Raw genomic sequence first — 16,573 nt, 5'->3', positions numbered from 1 at the left:
TGCGTCAACCGGTGGAAAACGGGCTCAAGAACCGGCCATCACTGGTTTAGTTGCCTTTGGCGCACTGGGCAACAGAATTCAGAACTGGCGGAGTATCTCAAGCGCTGCGGCATGAAGGTCAGCGTTTGCCGCAGCCAAGGCCCGGCCACCTTCATGAGCAGGGCCACCCTGCCAATCGGTTACAATACCGCCGGCCGCCTGAATAACGGCAATCGGCGCCTGAATATCATAAGAGTTCAAACCCGCCTCGATCACCAAATCCGCCTGCCCGGCAGCCAGAAGCGCATAGGCGTAGCAATCCATTCCATAGCGCGTCAGTTGCACCTGCTCGGACACGGCCTGAAACCCTGCGCGGTCCTTCGGGGTTCCAACCTCGGGGAAGGTGGTAAACAGAGTTGCCTGATCCAGCGTTCTGATCTTGCGCGTTTGCATTCTGCTGGTGCCCTGCGGACCGGTCAGGTGAGCACCGGAAGACGATCCAACAAAACGCTCTCCGATATAAGGCTGGTCGATCACACCCATGAACGGCCCATCGTGATCGCTCAGCGCTATCAGAACGCCCCAGGTTGGCGTGCCACTGATAAACCCGCGGGTCCCATCGATGGGATCCAATACCCAAGTACGGCCACTGGTGCCCTTATGCTCGCCGAACTCTTCGCCCAGAATACCGTCATCCGGGCGTTGCCGCGCCAGAACTTCCCGCATCGCTTGTTCAGCGGCCCGATCAGCCACGGTGACCGGGTCAAACCCGTCGGCCAGTTTGTTGGCAGTTTCTAGGTTTGTTTGACGAAAAAAAGGGAGTATGGCCGCTCGCGCTGCTTCGGCCATTTCTTCGGCAATTTCGATATCGCTCGGTGTCGTCGGTTGCATGCCCCTGAGGTGCGGGCAATCCGCGACAAAGTCAAGTCAGTCAGGCAACGTCGCTGAGAACCCGCGCCAGCTCGAACAAGCGGCGACGCTGGTTTTCCGGAATCGCATAGTAAGAGCGCACCAGATCCAAAGCTTCTTTGTCACCCATCAGGTCAGCAGGGACAGATTTCTTGTCCGCATCGCTTTTCTGGGCTTCTTCCAGACCTTCGAAGAAAAAGCTGACCGGAACATCCAACGCCTCGGCGATGTCCCACAGGCGGGATGCGCTGATTCGGTTGGCACCGGTCTCATATTTCTGGATTTGCTGAAACTTGATACCAACTTGCTGTGCCAACTGCTGCTGGGTCATCCCAATCAGCCAGCGGCGATGCCGAACGCGCTTGCCCACATGGGCATCGACGTGATGAGTCATTGGTATTCTCCTATACTACACAAACATCTGCACGGGATTTTGCGACGTCCGATATCGCAATTCTAGAGAGCTCCCCTTAACCGCTCCCCAATACGGACTGTACCGCCCCCCGTTTGCAGCACTGACTGTATATAATGCCGGTTTTGAGTTTTTTTTCAAGCTGGTTGAGTCGAGCACACCTTACAGGGATTTGTGGTTGTATTACCTTGAGCCTTTGCGAATCTCTTTTTCGGCCACTTGATTTCGCCCCCCCCGAAACTACGGTCCTTTCCCTCGTCGAAGCAAACGGATTGACTTTTCTGACGGCACACGCGCCTATGTCGCAAACTGTTGAGGAACCGTATGCGGGCCTATTGCATTCCATCCGACGGGGCGTCTGCCCAGCTTTGTGACGTGAATAAACCTGAGCCGGGAAAAGGCCAGGTGCGGGTCGCGATAAAAGCTTGTGGCCTGAACTTCGCTGACCTGCTGATGCAGAAGGGCTCGTATCAGGACACTCCACCTGCCCCGTTCACTCTGGGAATGGAGGTCGCCGGCGTCGTGGATACAGTCGGACCCGGAGTTTCAACGCTGAGGCCGGGCGACCGGATCGCGGTCTATTCAGGTCAGGGCGGGTTGGCGGAATACGGCGTTTTCGACGCGGACCGCGCGATCCTGCTGCCGGACAGCACCAGTTTCGAAGATGCCGCCGCCATCCAGATCGCATATGCGACAAGTCACATGGCCCTTGAACACAGGGCGCGTCTGCAACCCGGCGAAACCCTTCTGGTCACGGGTGCTGCAGGTGGCGTTGGCCTGACCGCCGTCGAAATCGGTAAACTCATGGGCGCCACAGTTATCGCCCAGGCACGAGGCGAGAACAAGCTAGCCGTTGCCCGAGCTGCCGGTGCCGATCATCTGATCGATGCTTCCGAAGACTTGCGGGAACGGGTCAAGTCTCTGGGCGGCGCGGATGTCGTCTATGACGTCATCGGCGGAGATGTGTTCAAGGCCGCTTTCCGCGCCACCAACCCCGAGGGACGCTTGCTGCCCATCGGATTTGCCGGGGGTGACGTTCCGCAGATCCCCGCCAATCATCTGCTGGTCAAAAACCTGAGTGTGATCGGGGTTTATATCGGCGGATATCTGAAGTTCCGCCCCGAAGCTGTGCACAACAGCTTTGAAACCCTGTTCAAATGGCATTCAGAGGGCCGGATAAAACCGCACATCAGTCATGTCCTGCCACTTGAAGACGTCGCACACGGAATGCAGCTGTTGAAAGAGCGCAAATCGACAGGCAAGATCGTGATCACGCCCTGATCGCGGTCACCCAACCACTGCCCGCAATTGGGTACCGCCCAGCAGTCTGAAGTTCTGACGTACCAACTGGGCCAGAGCCTCGACAACCGCATCCCGGCCCGGCTCCCCACCGTATAGATTGATCATATGCGCTGGCAAATCCGGCAGAGCACCGCCCGAGTCGATCTGTTCAAGATGTGCGGCCTCGGTCCCGTCCAGCATTGCGTGTACGGCAAGATCGGCACTGACCGTGGCTTCTATTGTACGGTCGTTTTCGGTTTCTACCGACAGTTCCCACGGTATTCCGGCGGCATCCAGTGCTGAAATGACCTGCGGTCTGAACAGACAGCGCCGTCCAAGTGCCAGAGGCAACGGACGTTTGCGCCATGCAGATCCGCCCGGCGCACCAATCCAGCGCAACGGCAACTCTGCTATGGTCTCCGCGCCATCGGCCGAAGACGGTTCGGTCGTCAGGATCACATCACATTCGCCCCGCTTGTACATGTCTTTCAATTGCAGTGAATAGGACGACACCAACTGCACCCTGACGCGGGGAAAATCGGCGTTGAACCGCTGTAGGACCCGAGGGATCGCGGGGTAGACGATGTCATGGGGAACGCCCAGAACCACCTCACCCTCAAAAGCCTGGTCGGTGAGTTTCGAGATAACTTCGTCATTCAAGGCGATCATACGGCGCGCGTAAGCCAACAGCTGCTCACCGGATGCGGTCAGGGCAATTGTTCTGCCGCTTCGGTCCAGCAACTCCAGGCCCAACAGCTCCTCCAGCCGTTTCAGCTGCATGGAAACCGCAGATTGCGTCAGGTGCAGAAATCCGGCAGCGCGGGTAACGCCGCCTTGATCCGAAACCGCCACAAAGGATCGCAGGGTGGTAATGTCCAAGTTTCGCATCTTCACGATTCCTTATGTGTTCCATCAAAAATATTCGTTTTAAAAATATGTCATACTCACCCATATCAATCAAGGAAATTGATGACAACCGGCGAAACCATCGAGAATGCAGAAAGGACAAGTTATGACCCAACTCGCGATCCATCATCCTTGCAAACCAGCCAAACGTTCTTTTGTGACCCTGATCTCTCAAGCCTTCGAGCTGACCAGACAGCGGCGGAAGCTGGCACTGCTGGACGACGCCGTGCTGGAAGATATCGGCGTGACCCGGGAAGAAGCATCTGCAGAAGCAAATCGCTTTTTCTGGGATGCCCCCCAATTCTGGAAAAGGTAACCGTGAAACTCATATTTTTATGGCGATAGGAGGCCTTGAGTCGCCTGTCGCCATTTTTGTTGCGTGTTTTGGTCGGTTTTCGCCCGGAATCTCTTGAAACACAGCCCCTTGTTGCCGATATTTAGATGGAAAACCGCCCCGTACAACCGGGGCGATGTAACTTGACGACTAGGGAGACCCTTTGATGGCACAATTCGATACGATCCGGACGGCATCCGGCGCGCGCGCCGCCGAGATTGATCAGGGCCTGCGCGCCCACATGAACAAAGTCTACGGCACGATGTCCGTCGGCATGCTGATCACTGCACTGGCGGCATGGGCTATTGCGGGTCTGGCTGTCACCAGCGATCCAAGCAACGCGGTCGCACAGATCGGCGCAGATCGCTATCTGACCAGCCTGGGCGGCACGCTGTTCCTGTCGCCGCTGAAATGGGTGGTCATGTTCGCGCCGCTGGCCTTTATCCTCTTTGGCTGGGGTGCCCTGATGCGCCGCGGCTCGGCGGCGACGGTTCAGCTTGGCTTCTTCGTCTTTGCCGCCGTGATGGGCATCTCGATGAGCTCGATCTTTCTGGTCTTCACACCCTACTCGATTACCCAGACCTTCCTGGTGACGTCGATCGCCTTTGCTGGCCTCAGCCTTTATGGCTACACCACAAAGCGGAACCTCAGCGGAATGGGCACCTTCCTGATGATGGGTGTGATCGGTCTGCTGGTTGCGATGATCATCAACCTGTTCCTGCAATCCGGTGTGATGATGCTGGCCATTTCGGCCATCGGCATCCTGATCTTTGCCGGTCTGACCGCGTTCTACACACAGGACATCAAGAACACGTACGTCGCCCATGCTGCGCATGGCGACCAGGAATGGCTGGACAAAGCGGCCTTTGACGGCGCGCTGAGCCTGTACATCTCGTTCCTGAACATGTTCCAGTTCCTGCTGATGTTCATGGGCCAGCAAGAATAGCCCTTGTTGACACCTGAATTGGTTTGGGGCCGGTCATTGACCGGCCCTTTTCTTTGCGCGCCGGACTTCTTTTGCCCGGAAATGAAAAGCCCCGCCTGACAAGGCGGGGCTTTCTGTTTCCGAAGCGTTTATGTGTTCAACTGCAGTTTAGCGGTATGGCAAAGCCCGAGCTCTTCTCGGATGTACCTTTGCGGAACACATTGCCAGCCGGCAGACAGCCTGTAAAACGCTCTGTTTCTTCCGCAAAGCTCACACCGATCGAATTGTCGACTTTCACACTGTTGGAGGGCGTGCGCAGCACACCAAACAAAGTGCCGTTCACGCTGACAGTGCTCAGGAACAGGTTCGTGTCGCTACCTTGCAATTGCACCGCGTTGTCTGGCGTCTGGCCGCCGTTATCGATTGCAACCGATGCTACCTTGGAAGATTCCACCTCATCACTCAAAAGCGTGACTGTCCGCAGTTCCGCCAGTTCCGCAGGAACGTTGGTCGCATCCGGCAGAAAGGCTACGGCTCCGGGTACGTCCGAAATCGTGCGTGGTTCGCCATCGATTCCAGTAAACCCGACACCTTCGCGGTTAAACGGGTCTTCACAGGCCGTTAGGGTTAGAACGGCGATTGTGGATAACAAGATTTTTTTCATGGCGGTCAACATTTTGTGGCGGTTTGCTGAAACGTACTTGCAGGTCCCCACAAAAAGCAAGCCGCAGCGGATGCGATTGCACCAAACGCTGATGCGCCACTGCAACGGACTGCTTGGATTGCCACCTGTCAAAAACAGGAAATCAGAACTGAAAAAGGGCTCTGTGAACCAGAGCCCTTTTCGGAATTTCCATTTGGAACGGCAGATTACTTGATCTTGCCTTCCTTGTACTCGACATGCTTGCGAACGACCGGATCGTATTTACGAATGGTCATTTTCTCAGTCATGGTGCGCGCATTCTTTTTGGTCACGTAGAAGTGGCCCGTGCCCGCGGTCGAGTTCAGACGGATCTTGATTGTCGTCGGCTTCGCCATGGTTATCTCCTGCGTCCGAAAAGGCAGGGGCCTTTCGGTTGAATTCCTATGAGCGTGCGCTTTTACGCGCTGCACCGCCCATGTCAAGGCCAATCCGATGATACCGGCTCAGGAATCGGGTGCAGATTCAACCAGGCAGTGTTGGAGCGCCCATATAGGTGTGAATTTGGTCTCTTTCAGCGTCCGAAAGGCCCAACGCGGTGGACAGTTGCCGCAGGTATGATGCCTCGCGCGCGTTATCCAGACGGATCGCGGCCAGAGATGCTGCATAGATCTGCGTTTTGAACGGCGCACCAGAATCAGCCGCCAATCCCATTACATCAATCGGTGCGTTCAGCTGCTCTTGCACGAAAGCGCGTTCCTCATCGCTGATGTCATCGCCCAATTCACCCAGAATGATTTCCTTTTCCTGTTCGTCCAGTTCGCCATCCGCCTTGGCTGCCTGAATCATCGCCCGAAGCATCAGCTTCGCCTGCTCTTCCATTGCCGCACCCGCGGGCGTGCCGCCGAATACGGTTTCCATCATGTCACCTGTTTGTTGGTTGGCCGTCTTGGCGGCCCCCTGCATGGCATTCAACAACCCACCCAATCCGGCCGCACCGGTTGCGCTGCCGCCGATGCCCATCTTGCTCATCATGTCCTGCAAGCCTGACGCGCCACCGGGCAGACCAAACTGCTCTGCCATTTTGCCCAGCTGATCCACGCCAAAACCGCCGCCGGCGCCCTGCATCATGTCCTGCAGGCCAGCCATGCCGCCCATCTTCTGATATTTGTCCATGCCCTTGGCAGCAGCAAACCCAATGGCCACGGACGCCAGCGTTTTCATAAAGCTCATAATCAACCTCCCGTTTCAAAAAAATTGGTGCCGCAAGCCTAACAGCAGAATGGAAGCACGAATACCGCACTCAACCCCAGCGCGACTGACGCGCACTATAACGTCTGGAGAAGGCGGGTTATTCGCCATGATGTTTGTACATATCACGCTTTCGTGATAGGTTTGCGTATCCAAGAAGCCGAATTCAGGCTCGAAGGCCGAGGCAGTGCCAAGTGGGATTGATCCGCATCGAGCAGGGGTGTTTTGCGTGACTTTTCTTGGGGGCTATCATGACAGAATGGGCTATTCAGGCCGAAGAACTGGCCAATTGCAATTGCAATTTCGGTTGCCCGTGTCAGTTCAGCGTACTTCCGTCTCACGGAAATTGCGAGGCGGTTGTCGTTTTCGACATTCAAAGCGGTCACTACGGTGACACTGATCTGGGCGGGCTTCGGGCGGCAGGGGTTTATTATTGGCCGGGACCAATTCATGAAGGGAATGGTCAGATGCAGCTGATCATTGATGAAAGCGCAACGGCTGAACAGCGGGCCGCGTTGCAAGCGATCATGACCGGTCAGGATACCGATGAAATGGCCACGTTCTGGTATGTCTTCAGCGCCATGGCACCAACGAAACACGAAACACTTTTCGTTCCAATCGAGCTGGATTGGAACCGCGAAGAACGTAGCGGATACGCCAAGGTTGCCGGGGTTTTCGATGTTGAGGTCAACCCGATCCCACATATCGTATCGGGCGCACCTCACCGCGCGTCGATACAATTGCCGAATGGCTTTGAATACCGCCGTGCCGAGGCGGCATCGGGCAGTGCGACGACAACAGGCGGTCAGATCAACCTGACCTTTGACGCGACGCACGCTCATTTGGCGCATCTGAACATCTCGGGCCACGGCGTTCTAGGCGCTTAGGCGGAGACCTCCCATGACCAGACAAAACATATCGTCCCGGTTTGGGGCGGTTGAACGGTTGTTGAGACAGGACAACGCGATTGTTCTGGGAAGTGTTCTTCTGATTATTCTCGCAGCAGCCTGGTACACGATAACCGGTATCGGAATGACCATGTCTGCGGTCGAGATGACCCGAATGGCCGGCCCGATCGGAGATCCCATGCAAATGGGCTCTGGGTCCGCCTGGAGCGCAAGCTATGCCTTGCTGATCTTTCTGATGTGGTGGGTCATGATGATCGCCATGATGACCCCGAGCGCTGCACCTGCCGTTCTTCTGTTCATCGCGATCAAGCGGATAGGTCCTGAAAAGCATCGAACGGCAACGTTCGGATTCTGTTTCCTGTCAGGTTATCTTGTTGCCTGGGGTGCATTCAGTCTGACCGCAACTGCGTTGCAATGGGGGCTGGAGCATGTCGGTCTGTTCGACGGTCCAATGATGACGATCAGTTCCGGTGTCTTCGCAGGAAGTATTCTGCTGGCTGCCGGTGCCTATCAGTTTTCAGGTTTGAAGAACGCATGCCTGCGCCACTGCCAAAGCCCTGCACGTTTCCTGGCCGATCACAACCGACCTGGACCATTCGGGGCGTTCCGAACCGGTGCGGAACACGGCACATATTGTCTGGGGTGCTGCTGGGCACTGATGTTGCTGCTGTTCGTAGGAGGGATCATGAATCTCTACTGGATTGTCGGAATTGCCGCCTACGTCGCGCTGGAAAAGCTCCTGCCCAGGGCCCGGTGGCTTGTTCCCGTGACTGGCTTGGCGCTGATCAGTGCTGGCCTCTGGTTCATCACTGCACCGTTGTTTTCTGACATCTGACGCCCGTCCGCCAAGGGGTCGGTAGACGATAAACCCCTGCACTGTTTCAACAAATAGACGGAGAAACCAATGCCTATTTTCATTACTTATGCATCTTACTCGCAGGCTGGCGTCCAAGGGATGCTGCAAAAACCTGAAAACCGCACCGGGCCGGTGAAAGCCTTGCTGGAAAAAGTAGGTGGCAGGCTGCTGTCCTTTTACATGACAACCGGCAGCAACGACGTGGTCGTGATTAGCGAAGCCCCCGATGGAACAGACGCTGTGGCCGTTGGCATGGCTGTCGCCGCATCGGGTGCAGTGACGAACATAGAAACCGTTCGTGCCTGGACCGCGGACGAGTTCTCGTCGATAACCGAAAAGGCAGCAGCGCTGACCGGTTCCTACACGCCGCCCGGAGGATAGGAGGGTACGCGCGGAGGGCCTGTAAGCCGGATCTTGTTCCGGGGTTTCCCCCTTCGATGACCATTCCTCTAGGCCGTGCATTGCTGCACGGCTCAAGCTGCCAACCCGGTCCCTCTCGGCCAAGACGCGCTTAGCGGCGGTATCGGCTTGCGCCGACCGGCCCGCGCGGGGACCCTATTTGGCATTGCTCCCGGTGGGGCTTGCCGTGCCGCCGCTGTTGCCAGAGGCGCGGTGGGCTCTTACCCCACCGTTTCACCCTTACCTTTGACCGAAATCGCAGGCGGTCTGATTTCTGTGGCGCTTTCCGTCGGGTTACCCCGCCCGGGCGTTACCCGGCACCGATGTCTTGTGGAGTCCGGACTTTCCTCTCGGGCCTTGCGACCCCAGCGGCCATCCGGCCCTCCGCGCTTGGGCTGGTTAGGCTTTGCGCCCAGCGGCGTCAAGGGATGATGGTTCAAAGAAGGGGCCAGCCCCTTCTTGGCCTGCGGCCAATTCAACCCCGGGATATTTTCGGCCAGATGAAGTGCGGATCAGGAGTGCCGGATCAACGGGGCGAGATCGGCTTGCTGCAATGGCCCCCTGCCCCATTGGCGGTATCGAAGGCGGACGGCACGTAACAGCGTTTCATCGTCTACATCAGCGCTGAAACCGGCGGCTTGAGCCAGATTTCGGAACTGGTCCTCTGATGCAGCTTGCGGGCCAAGGGCATATCCGCGTGGCGTAGCCAGCAAGTTGCGCTCCAGCCGCAACCAGTCAAATCGCGGACCGGGGTCAAATTTGCGCCCGGGCGCCATGTCCGAATGGCCGATAACGCCATTTGGTAAAATGGCCCAACGGTGCATTATCTGATGCAACAACTGTTCGAGCCTGTGCAATTGGGGTTCCGAGAACGGATGCTTGCCGGTGTTGTCCAACTCGATGCCAATGGAACGGGAGTTGATGTCGGTCTGACCGTGCCATTCTCCGGCACCCGCGTGCCAGGCCCGGTCTTCTTCGCGCACCATTTGCCAAAGCGTGCCATCATTGCCGATCAGGTAATGGGCCGAGACCTCGGCCTCCGGGTCGCACAGACGATCCAGAGCCGCCTGCGCGTTGTCCATCGCGGTGTAATGAATCACGATTAAAGATGGCGTCAGCCCATCCCGGCGTTCACCAAAATTGGGCGACGGATGCCAAATGGGCGAGGTTTCAGTTTCTGACGGCACTGCGGAACGGGCTTGGGTCCCAGCCACACGCATAGCCGTCCCCATCCGGGTCCAGACCTTTACGGTCGCGCTGTGGGCCGCCATTGGACAGAAACTCGATCTGAGCCTGATCCGGGGATGGGAATTGCGCGCAGTTCCTCTGAGCTTTGGCCTGAAGGTTTAAGCCCGAGCGGCTGTAGAGTTGGGTGCCAACGGGATTGGACGTGCTCAGCGCGTATTGCACAATGTTTGTCTGGCCGCTCGCCGTACGCTCGGGCACTGCCGTCGGGGTCACGAGCTCATACGTCTGGCGGTTCTGCTCGATTCGGACGGCGTCGGTTTCGATGCTGCGGCGTTCGGACACGGCGGCAAAATCCTGTTCATCCGAAATCGCGCCAGTGTTCGCCACGGGAACCGCCGTAGCCGCGGCTGGGTTTTGGCCAGATGTGATGGCCAATGCCGCCGCGGCCTGGTTGGCGATATCCGCGTTTTCACCCGTGGCAACAGTCGCCGCACCGGGAGCGCCCAGCGGTTGTTGTGACACATCGACCGGAGCCAGCAGAGGGTTGCCGACCGCACCTTGACCTGCCAATTGAGCTTCTCGCTGCGCCTGATATTCAGGCGTGTTGAAACCTGTGCTGGTCAGCGGTGCGACGTCTGTGCATGCAGCTGCCAGTGTCAGAGCGGGCACCAAAAGCAAAACGCGCATTGTTTGGCTCCGTGTCTAGATATTCTGTTGCCTTAGGCTTACCACCATTTCCCGGGTTTGGCCACAAAACCGGCTGCGTTTTCCAGCGCATAGGCGGTGTTGAGCAGATCGCCTTCTTCCCAAGGACGCCCGATCAGTTGCAAACCCAGTGGAAGGCCTTGTGTATCCAACCCGGCGGGGACCGATATTCCGGGCAATCCGGCCAGGTTCACAGTCACTGTAAAGACGTCGTTCAAATACATTTGAACTGGATCTGCCTCGGTCATTTCGCCCAGACCGAATGCTGCCGATGGGGTCGCCGGGGTCAGGATGGCGTCGACTCCGTCCGCGAACACGTCTTCGAAGTCTTTCTTGATCAGCGTGCGCACCTTGCGGGCACGGTTGTAGTAGGCGTCGTAGAAGCCCGCCGACAACACGTATGTACCGACCATGACCCGGCGTTGCACTTCGTGACCAAAGCCCTCGGCGCGGGTTTTTTCGTACATCTCGGTGATGCCATCCCCCTGCGCCAACTGCGCACGATGCCCATAACGGACACCGTCATAACGGGCGAGGTTCGAAGACGCCTCGGCCGGGGCGATCACATAGTAGGCTGGCAGCGCATACTTGGTGTGCGGCAGTGAGATATCGACGATTTCGGCACCCGCATCCTTCAGCATCGCGGCACCGTCGGCCCAGAGCTTTTCGATCTCTGCGGGCATGCCGTCCATGCGGTATTCCTTGGGGATACCGATCTTCTTGCCCTTGATGTCTCCGGTCAGCATCGCTTCGAAATTCGGGACGGCCAGGTCCGTACTGGTCGAATCCTTGGCGTCATGACCGCACATGGTTTCCAGCATGATCGCGGCGTCGCGGACGTTCTTGGTCATCGGGCCGGCCTGATCCAGCGAGGATGCGAAGGCGACAATGCCCCAACGGGAGCAGCGACCATAGGTCGGCTTGATGCCGGTGATGCCGACAAAAGCCGCGGGCTGGCGGATGGAACCGCCGGTATCGGTGCCCGTTGCCGCAAGGCACAGGTCAGCGGCCACAGCAGACGCAGATCCGCCGGACGAGCCGCCCGGCGTCAGCTGCGCATCATCGTTGCCACGACGCCATGGGCTGACGGCATTGCCATAGACCGATGTTTCGTTGGACGACCCCATGGCGAATTCGTCCATGTTCAGCTTGCCCAGCATCACTGCGCCTGCGTCGGCCAGTTGCTGCGAAACAGTGGATTCGTATTCCGGCTTGAAACCTTCAAGAATGCCCGACGCGGCCTGCGACGGCACGCCCTTGGTGCAGAATAGGTCCTTGATGCCGATCGGCAGGCCACACATAGACGGAGCGTCGCCACCCTTGATCCGTTCATCCGCAGCCTTGGCGCGTTCCATCGCGATCTCAGGCGTCTTGTGGACGAATGCGTTCAGCGCATCTGCTTCATCAATGGCTTTCAGGCAGGCGTCTGTCAGCTCGACAGAAGTGACGTCGCCGGCTCGCAATGCGTCGCGGGCCTCGGCCAGGCCCAGTTTGTTCAGTTCGCTCATGTCTTACTCCACCACTTTGGGGACTGCGAAGAACCCTTCACGGGCGTCGGGGGCGTTGGCCAGAATCTTGTCCTGCTGATTGCCATCAGTGACTTCGTCCTGACGACGCTTGAGGCGCATGGGTGTGACCGAGACCATCGGCTCGACACCTTCCACATCCACTTCGTTCAGCTGTTCGATGAACCCTAGGATGGTGTTGAACTCGGATGCCAGCGCCGGCAGCGCGTCATCCTCGACCTTGATCCGGGCCAGCTTGGCCACTTTGGCGGCGGTGCTTTGGTCAATCGACATCGGCTTCCCTCATCTACGTTAAGGGGCGTTTACCCGTCTGTTGCGACAGTCGCAAGACCGCCGCGCCGCTGGCAGGTCCGAGTTTCGGATTCCTCGTCTTCTCTTGCCATTCAAAACTGAATGAGTGGTATGCGAAAAAGTAAACTGAATAGTTCATTGCGGACCTTGAAAACTAAACTGTACTGTTCATTTTATTTGTGCGACATAACGCAAACCGGAGAAAAAACATGAAACCCCTGATAACAGCCGCAGTCTTGTCCGCCACGTTTCTGGCCGCACCGGCCATGGCCTTGGGTATCGACACAAGCAACCTGACACGCACGTTGACCTTCCCGTCCCCTATTGCGGAACCGGTCACGCAGGATCAGGTTAAACCTGCCAGCTAAAGCGCAGGTCCCGGCCGGGTCAGATATCCCCTCTCTGACCCGGCCGTTTTTCATTTTCGAGGATGCACATCCCAGGGCAAGCCGTTAGCATGACGTCGAATGACGAACAGAACTGCGCCGAGGTTTCGTAGTTCAGGCAAGCCAGTGGAGCAGAAAATGAGCACGCAAAAACAAGCGGTTCTGGACGCAATCGACGCAGCCAACGAAAATGACCCCAACCAAGACGATGGCCGCCCCGCGGCGCTGTTGTATGGCGAACGCATGAGTGCCGAGCTGGACCGCCTGTTTCCGGAAGCTTCTGACGCACTTCAGATCGCCGCGCGCGGGCAGCATGTTGAGCGTTGGAAACTTGCCCGCAGTGAATACCCCGAAGGCCGGGCGGGATATTTGGCCTGGCGCAAGGCGCAGGGCGAACACCATGCCGAAGTGGTCATGGGCTTGATGTCCCGTGAAGGTTATGACGCGGAACAGGTTGAGGCCGCAGGGCGCATGTTGCGCAAACAGGGCCTCAAGCGCGACGCAGAGGTGCAGGCGCTGGAAGACGTGATCTGCTTTGTATTCCTGGAATGGTATTTCCAGCCCTTTGCTGCGAAACACTCGGCCGAGAAAATCCAGAGCATCGTCGAAAAGACTGCCCGTAAGATGTCGCCCGACGGCCGCGCACGGGTATTGCGCGAATTCGATCTGCCCGATCATCTGGCCGCGGCCTTTCAGACCTGAACACGGACCAATGCGGATTCGCCGACCTCGTTTCCATGAGACGTGGGATGGCCGGAAAGGACCATTCCGCGACTCAAGGCCCAAGGCCATCGTCGAAACGGCCCCTGATGAAGGCCGCGCGATACACCTCGATCATCCAACCCAGCATGATGGCATTCAGGATATGCCACATGAAATGCGTCCCCATCGGCCATTGCTTGCAAATTTGCAAATCGAGCGCACGGAAAGTGATGGATAGAATCAGGATCAGGGCCCCGAGCGTCATCGCTCTGGCCAAGTTCGGGTCATTGCCCCGCAGCAGGAACGCGTAGATCAGGATCAACAAAGGGACCGGCGCATAAGCCGCCGACCCACCAATCCCTGGCACACGTTGGAACAATGGTGCAACGGCCGCCGCATAGGGAAGAAACAGAATCATACCGACGAAGGCCAATCCAGACGACATGCGACAGATGTCCCGGTTCACCGCATATATATAGACCAATATGAACAGCAGGATCGGCACCACATCCGCCAATGCCGCCCACACCCTGGCATGGGTGTGAAACAGATAGCTGCCGATCCCAATCATGGCCAGAATCACGACCAGACCCTTGGCCAGTGGCATGTCCTGATCGCGTACGCGCCGCCACATGATCCATGCGGCAATCAGAAAAGCAGCGTTTGTGATCGCATTGATCGGCTCGGCCCAATAGTCCGCCGACAAGCGTTCGCAATAGCCATCGATTTCTCGAATCCAGTCCATGGAATTTTACATAGCCGATGCTAGGCTGCTGCCAAGAGACCTTATGGGAGGAAAACCGGAATGAACATTATCTGGCTGGGCCATGGCAGTTTTCGCATTGAAACTCAGGGGCAGGTTCTGTTGATCGACCCGTGGCTGACCGGCAACCCGGTCTTGCCGGAAGATCAGCATGATGCAGCGCTGGATGGTGCGACTCATATCCTTCTGACCCACACGCATTTCGACCACGTGGTTGATATTCTGCCGCTGGCCAAACACCTGAAAGTCCCCGTTGTCGGCCAGTATGATCTGATGGGATTCTGGAGCGAAACGGAAGGCATTGAGACCATCGGTTTCAACAAGGGTGGCACCGTCGATCTGAACGGCGTCAAGGTGACAATGGTTCCGGCTTCTCACAGCTCGACCTTTTCAACACCGGACGGTCTGCGCACCGGTGGCAGTGAAGTCGGCTTCATGATCGCGGCTGAGGGGCATATGCTCTATGTCTCGGGCGATACCGACATCATGGCCGACATGGATTGGATGGGAGATTACCACAAGCCCGATATCGGCATCCTTTCGGCCGGCGGGCATTTCACCATGGACATGAAAGCCACCGCCTATGCCGCCAAGCGCTACTTCAACTTCAAGGCGGTCATCCCATGCCACTACAGAACGTTCCCCATCCTGGAACAGTCCGCACAGGCGTTGATCGACGGATTGCCGGGGGTCGATGTGATCGAGCCTGAGGTGATGCAGCCGATCAAACTCTAGGCCCGACTTCAGCTTGGCACGTCCTTCCGGCGCGACGCAAAGAAGTCTTTCAAAAGTGCGGCGGCGTCTTCGCAGGCAATCCCGTCATAAACCTCGGGCACGTGATGCGCCTGTGCATGCGAAAATACGCGTGCACCATGCGCCACACCCCCGGACTTGGGGTCTGCCGCACCGTAATAGATCCGCCGGATGCGCGCGGCCGCCAAGGCCGCTGCGCACATCGCGCAAGGCTCCAGCGTGACATAAAGATCGTGATCCGGCAGCCGTTCAGACCCCGTCTGCGCACAGGCTGCACGCAAGGCCACGATTTCAGCATGGGCCGTGGGGTCATTCAGCTCACGCGTTTGGTTTCCAGCCGCCGCCACAACGGTTCCGTCCGGACCGACGATAACAGCCCCCACGGGCACCTCGCCGCGATCAGCCGCTGCGCGCGCCTCGGCCAGGGCCTGTTCCATATGCGATTTGAACACCATGCCCCTGACTGCATCAGAAACCCGCCTTTCGCAAGCGCGCGGGATGCGGTATGGCCCTGACATGAACAAGACCCCACCCCCCGGCGATCGGATCGCCAAAGTCCTGGCCCGCGCTGGCGTAGCGTCGCGGCGCGAGGCGGAACGCATGATCGAAGCAGGCCGCGTGGCAGTGAATGGCAAGACCATTGACAGCCCTGCCCTGAACGTGACGGCGAAAGACAAGATCGTAGTCGACGGCAAGCCGGTCTCGGAACCGGAACCATCGCGCCTGTGGCTGTATCACAAGCCTGCCGGGTTGGTGACAACGACCAGCGACGAAAAAGGGCGAGAGACAATATTCGACAGGCTGCCCGACGACATGCCACGGGTGATGAGCGTCGGTCGGCTGGATCTGAATTCCGAAGGGTTGCTGCTGTTGACCAACGATGGCGGCATCAAGCGCAAGCTTGAACTGCCCTCGACTGGCTGGTTGCGGAAGTACCGCGTGCGAGTGAACGGTCGCCCGAAGGACGAAGACTTCGAACCGTTGCGCAAGGGGCTGGTAATCGAAGGAGAGCGATTTCAGACAATGACCGTGTCGCTGGATCGCCAACAGGGCGCAAATGCCTGGCTGACGATCGGCTTGCGCGAAGGCAAGAACCGCGAAATCCGCCGCGCGATGGAGGATATCAGTTTAACCGTGAACCGACTGTTGCGCGTGTCCTACGGCCCCTTCCAGCTGGGGACTCTGAAACAGGGTGAGGTCGAAGAAGTCCGTCGCAGGGTCATGCGCGATCAACTGGGTCTGGATTCCGAAGATAAAGCCGACAACGCGCCCAAACGCCCGTCACGGCCACAAAGAAAACGACCTCAAATCGGCAAGATTCCCCGCAAGTGATGCGGGTTCGGCAACCTTCCCCCTAGCGCTAAGCCCGCGTATCCCCTAAATTTTCAGTGAAAGCTGCTATTTGGGGGGCGTGATGTCCGGAAGCGGAGTGCAAAAACTGGCCTACGCTGTACTGCTG

At 57.8% G+C, this 16,573-nt stretch carries 22 protein-coding genes and 1 other RNA gene; 10 read left to right on the top strand and 13 right to left on the bottom strand.

What is annotated here, in order from left to right; translation table 11 throughout:
* Nucleotides 1-78: 78 nt before the first annotated feature.
* A complete protein-coding gene (gene hisN, locus D1823_RS01220; RefSeq protein WP_117868250.1) occupies nt 79-870 on the bottom strand; it encodes a histidinol-phosphatase in 792 nt (263 codons plus the stop codon).
* A gap of 40 nt (nt 871-910) precedes the next feature.
* Nucleotides 911-1,282, bottom strand: coding sequence for a helix-turn-helix domain-containing protein (locus D1823_RS01215; protein ID WP_117868249.1), 372 nt, complete (start codon nt 1,280-1,282; stop codon nt 911-913).
* 342 nt (nt 1,283-1,624) lie between these two features.
* Between D1823_RS01215 and D1823_RS01210 the strand changes: the two genes are divergently transcribed.
* Nucleotides 1,625-2,581, top strand: coding sequence for an NADPH:quinone oxidoreductase family protein (locus D1823_RS01210; protein ID WP_117868248.1), 957 nt, complete (start codon nt 1,625-1,627; stop codon nt 2,579-2,581).
* Nucleotides 2,582-2,587: 6 nt separating this feature from the next.
* Here the strand turns inward: D1823_RS01210 and D1823_RS01205 are convergent, their stop codons facing one another.
* Nucleotides 2,588-3,469, bottom strand: coding sequence for a LysR family transcriptional regulator (locus D1823_RS01205; protein ID WP_117868247.1), 882 nt, complete (start codon nt 3,467-3,469; stop codon nt 2,588-2,590).
* 124 nt (nt 3,470-3,593) lie between these two features.
* On the opposite strand from D1823_RS01205, the gene D1823_RS01200 reads away from it, so the two are divergent.
* Nucleotides 3,594-3,803 carry a DUF1127 domain-containing protein gene (locus tag D1823_RS01200; protein ID WP_117868246.1) on the top strand — a complete coding sequence of 70 codons (210 nt, stop codon included), beginning with the start codon at nt 3,594-3,596 and terminating at the stop codon, nt 3,801-3,803.
* 184 nt (nt 3,804-3,987) lie between these two features.
* Nucleotides 3,988-4,767, top strand: coding sequence for a Bax inhibitor-1/YccA family protein (locus D1823_RS01195; protein WP_117868245.1), 780 nt, complete (start codon nt 3,988-3,990; stop codon nt 4,765-4,767).
* Nucleotides 4,768-4,903: 136 nt separating this feature from the next.
* Here D1823_RS01195 and D1823_RS01190 read toward each other — a convergent pair whose 3' ends face one another.
* The 3 genes from D1823_RS01190 to D1823_RS01180 all read right to left on the bottom strand — a co-directional run bounded on the left by D1823_RS01190 (nt 4,904) and on the right by D1823_RS01180 (nt 6,619).
* Nucleotides 4,904-5,410 carry a hypothetical protein gene (locus tag D1823_RS01190; protein ID WP_162896730.1) on the bottom strand — a complete coding sequence of 169 codons (507 nt, stop codon included), beginning with the start codon at nt 5,408-5,410 and terminating at the stop codon, nt 4,904-4,906.
* Between the two features lie 206 nt (nt 5,411-5,616).
* Nucleotides 5,617-5,784 carry a 50S ribosomal protein L33 gene (gene rpmG / locus D1823_RS01185; protein WP_037309480.1) on the bottom strand — a complete coding sequence of 56 codons (168 nt, stop codon included), beginning with the start codon at nt 5,782-5,784 and terminating at the stop codon, nt 5,617-5,619.
* A 127-nt stretch (nt 5,785-5,911) separates the two neighbouring features.
* Nucleotides 5,912-6,619 (bottom strand): DUF533 domain-containing protein, encoded by a 708-nt coding sequence (locus tag D1823_RS01180; protein WP_117868243.1) that lies wholly within the window; start codon nt 6,617-6,619, stop codon nt 5,912-5,914.
* 269 nt (nt 6,620-6,888) lie between these two features.
* On the opposite strand from D1823_RS01180, the gene D1823_RS01175 reads away from it, so the two are divergent.
* The 3 genes from D1823_RS01175 (at nt 6,889) to D1823_RS01165 (ending at nt 8,782) form a co-directional block, all read left to right on the top strand.
* Nucleotides 6,889-7,524 carry a DUF1326 domain-containing protein gene (locus D1823_RS01175; RefSeq protein ID WP_117868242.1) on the top strand — a complete coding sequence of 212 codons (636 nt, stop codon included), beginning with the start codon at nt 6,889-6,891 and terminating at the stop codon, nt 7,522-7,524.
* A gap of 13 nt (nt 7,525-7,537) precedes the next feature.
* The gene (locus tag D1823_RS01170) at nt 7,538-8,380 is read left to right on the top strand and encodes a DUF2182 domain-containing protein (RefSeq protein ID WP_117868241.1); all 843 of its coding nucleotides are present in this window, start codon (nt 7,538-7,540) and stop codon (nt 8,378-8,380) included.
* A gap of 69 nt (nt 8,381-8,449) precedes the next feature.
* Nucleotides 8,450-8,782 (top strand): GYD domain-containing protein, encoded by a 333-nt coding sequence (locus D1823_RS01165; protein WP_117868240.1) that lies wholly within the window; start codon nt 8,450-8,452, stop codon nt 8,780-8,782.
* Between the two features lie 6 nt (nt 8,783-8,788).
* On the opposite strand, the gene rnpB is transcribed toward D1823_RS01165, so the two are convergent.
* From rnpB to gatC, 5 genes are all read right to left on the bottom strand, one after another.
* An RNA gene (rnpB, locus tag D1823_RS01160) (RNase P RNA component class A) lies at nt 8,789-9,188 on the bottom strand.
* Nucleotides 9,189-9,312: 124 nt separating this feature from the next.
* Nucleotides 9,313-10,020, bottom strand: coding sequence for an N-acetylmuramoyl-L-alanine amidase (locus D1823_RS01155; protein WP_117868239.1), 708 nt, complete (start codon nt 10,018-10,020; stop codon nt 9,313-9,315).
* Nucleotides 9,971-10,675 (bottom strand): excalibur calcium-binding domain-containing protein, encoded by a 705-nt coding sequence (locus D1823_RS01150; RefSeq protein ID WP_117868238.1) that lies wholly within the window; start codon nt 10,673-10,675, stop codon nt 9,971-9,973. Before D1823_RS01150 ends, D1823_RS01155 begins: the two co-directional genes overlap by 50 nt.
* A 38-nt stretch (nt 10,676-10,713) precedes the next feature.
* The gene (gene gatA, locus D1823_RS01145; protein WP_117868237.1) at nt 10,714-12,201 is read right to left on the bottom strand and encodes an Asp-tRNA(Asn)/Glu-tRNA(Gln) amidotransferase subunit GatA; all 1,488 of its coding nucleotides are present in this window, start codon (nt 12,199-12,201) and stop codon (nt 10,714-10,716) included.
* 3 nt (nt 12,202-12,204) lie between these two features.
* Complete coding sequence (gatC, locus tag D1823_RS01140) at nt 12,205-12,492, bottom strand: Asp-tRNA(Asn)/Glu-tRNA(Gln) amidotransferase subunit GatC (protein WP_117868236.1); 288 nt, start codon at nt 12,490-12,492, stop codon at nt 12,205-12,207.
* A gap of 227 nt (nt 12,493-12,719) precedes the next feature.
* On the opposite strand from gatC, the gene D1823_RS21790 reads away from it, so the two are divergent.
* On the top strand, nt 12,720-12,878 hold the full coding sequence (locus D1823_RS21790; RefSeq protein ID WP_162896729.1) for a hypothetical protein: 159 nt from the start codon (nt 12,720-12,722) through the stop codon (nt 12,876-12,878).
* A 156-nt stretch (nt 12,879-13,034) separates the two neighbouring features.
* Entirely contained in the window at nt 13,035-13,598 is a 564-nt protein-coding gene (locus D1823_RS01135) for a DUF4202 domain-containing protein (protein WP_117868235.1), read from the top strand.
* A 73-nt stretch (nt 13,599-13,671) separates the two neighbouring features.
* Here the strand turns inward: D1823_RS01135 and D1823_RS01130 are convergent, their stop codons facing one another.
* Nucleotides 13,672-14,343, bottom strand: a complete 672-nt coding sequence (locus D1823_RS01130) for a ceramidase domain-containing protein (protein WP_117868234.1) — start codon at nt 14,341-14,343, stop codon at nt 13,672-13,674.
* 60 nt (nt 14,344-14,403) lie between these two features.
* Here D1823_RS01130 and D1823_RS01125 point away from each other — a divergent pair, with 60 nt between their 5' ends.
* On the top strand, nt 14,404-15,096 hold the full coding sequence (locus D1823_RS01125) for a metal-dependent hydrolase (protein ID WP_117868233.1): 693 nt from the start codon (nt 14,404-14,406) through the stop codon (nt 15,094-15,096).
* A gap of 8 nt (nt 15,097-15,104) precedes the next feature.
* Here the strand turns inward: D1823_RS01125 and D1823_RS01120 are convergent, their stop codons facing one another.
* The gene (locus D1823_RS01120; RefSeq protein ID WP_117868232.1) at nt 15,105-15,569 is read right to left on the bottom strand and encodes a nucleoside deaminase; all 465 of its coding nucleotides are present in this window, start codon (nt 15,567-15,569) and stop codon (nt 15,105-15,107) included.
* Here D1823_RS01120 and D1823_RS01115 point away from each other — a divergent pair.
* On the top strand, nt 15,568-16,446 hold the full coding sequence (locus D1823_RS01115; protein WP_117868231.1) for a pseudouridine synthase: 879 nt from the start codon (nt 15,568-15,570) through the stop codon (nt 16,444-16,446). The genes D1823_RS01120 and D1823_RS01115 overlap by 2 nt on opposite strands.
* The last annotated feature ends 127 nt before the right edge of the window (nt 16,447-16,573 follow it).

The sequence above is a fragment of the Ruegeria sp. AD91A genome, assembly GCF_003443535.1.
GTDB lineage: Bacteria > Pseudomonadota > Alphaproteobacteria > Rhodobacterales > Rhodobacteraceae > Ruegeria.
This window is presented reverse-complemented; position numbering and strand designations above follow the sequence as displayed.

Excerpts from the sequence above, each read along its gene's own strand:
- D1823_RS01200 (WP_117868246.1), top strand. The coding sequence starts at position 3,594 with ATGACCCAACTCGCGATCCATCATCCTTGCAAACCAGCCAAACGTTCT.
- rpmG (WP_037309480.1), bottom strand. The coding sequence starts at position 5,784 with ATGGCGAAGCCGACGACAATCAAGATCCGTCTGAACTCGACCGCGGGC.
- D1823_RS01120 (WP_117868232.1), bottom strand. The coding sequence starts at position 15,569 with ATGGTGTTCAAATCGCATATGGAACAGGCCCTGGCCGAGGCGCGCGCA.
- D1823_RS01155 (WP_117868239.1), bottom strand. The coding sequence starts at position 10,020 with ATGCGTGTGGCTGGGACCCAAGCCCGTTCCGCAGTGCCGTCAGAAACT.
- D1823_RS01205 (WP_117868247.1), bottom strand. The coding sequence starts at position 3,469 with ATGCGAAACTTGGACATTACCACCCTGCGATCCTTTGTGGCGGTTTCG.
- D1823_RS01135 (WP_117868235.1), top strand. The coding sequence starts at position 13,035 with ATGAGCACGCAAAAACAAGCGGTTCTGGACGCAATCGACGCAGCCAAC.
- D1823_RS01130 (WP_117868234.1), bottom strand. The coding sequence starts at position 14,343 with ATGGACTGGATTCGAGAAATCGATGGCTATTGCGAACGCTTGTCGGCG.
- D1823_RS01125 (WP_117868233.1), top strand. The coding sequence starts at position 14,404 with ATGAACATTATCTGGCTGGGCCATGGCAGTTTTCGCATTGAAACTCAG.
- D1823_RS01190 (WP_162896730.1), bottom strand. The coding sequence starts at position 5,410 with ATGAAAAAAATCTTGTTATCCACAATCGCCGTTCTAACCCTAACGGCC.
- D1823_RS01150 (WP_117868238.1), bottom strand. The coding sequence starts at position 10,675 with ATGCGCGTTTTGCTTTTGGTGCCCGCTCTGACACTGGCAGCTGCATGC.
- hisN (WP_117868250.1), bottom strand. The coding sequence starts at position 870 with ATGCAACCGACGACACCGAGCGATATCGAAATTGCCGAAGAAATGGCC.
- D1823_RS01175 (WP_117868242.1), top strand. The coding sequence starts at position 6,889 with ATGACAGAATGGGCTATTCAGGCCGAAGAACTGGCCAATTGCAATTGC.
- D1823_RS01210 (WP_117868248.1), top strand. The coding sequence starts at position 1,625 with ATGCGGGCCTATTGCATTCCATCCGACGGGGCGTCTGCCCAGCTTTGT.
- D1823_RS21790 (WP_162896729.1), top strand. The coding sequence starts at position 12,720 with ATGAAACCCCTGATAACAGCCGCAGTCTTGTCCGCCACGTTTCTGGCC.
- D1823_RS01115 (WP_117868231.1), top strand. The coding sequence starts at position 15,568 with ATGCCCCTGACTGCATCAGAAACCCGCCTTTCGCAAGCGCGCGGGATG.
- D1823_RS01165 (WP_117868240.1), top strand. The coding sequence starts at position 8,450 with ATGCCTATTTTCATTACTTATGCATCTTACTCGCAGGCTGGCGTCCAA.
- D1823_RS01195 (WP_117868245.1), top strand. The coding sequence starts at position 3,988 with ATGGCACAATTCGATACGATCCGGACGGCATCCGGCGCGCGCGCCGCC.
- gatA (WP_117868237.1), bottom strand. The coding sequence starts at position 12,201 with ATGAGCGAACTGAACAAACTGGGCCTGGCCGAGGCCCGCGACGCATTG.
- D1823_RS01180 (WP_117868243.1), bottom strand. The coding sequence starts at position 6,619 with ATGAGCTTTATGAAAACGCTGGCGTCCGTGGCCATTGGGTTTGCTGCT.
- gatC (WP_117868236.1), bottom strand. The coding sequence starts at position 12,492 with ATGTCGATTGACCAAAGCACCGCCGCCAAAGTGGCCAAGCTGGCCCGG.
- D1823_RS01215 (WP_117868249.1), bottom strand. The coding sequence starts at position 1,282 with ATGACTCATCACGTCGATGCCCATGTGGGCAAGCGCGTTCGGCATCGC.
- D1823_RS01170 (WP_117868241.1), top strand. The coding sequence starts at position 7,538 with ATGACCAGACAAAACATATCGTCCCGGTTTGGGGCGGTTGAACGGTTG.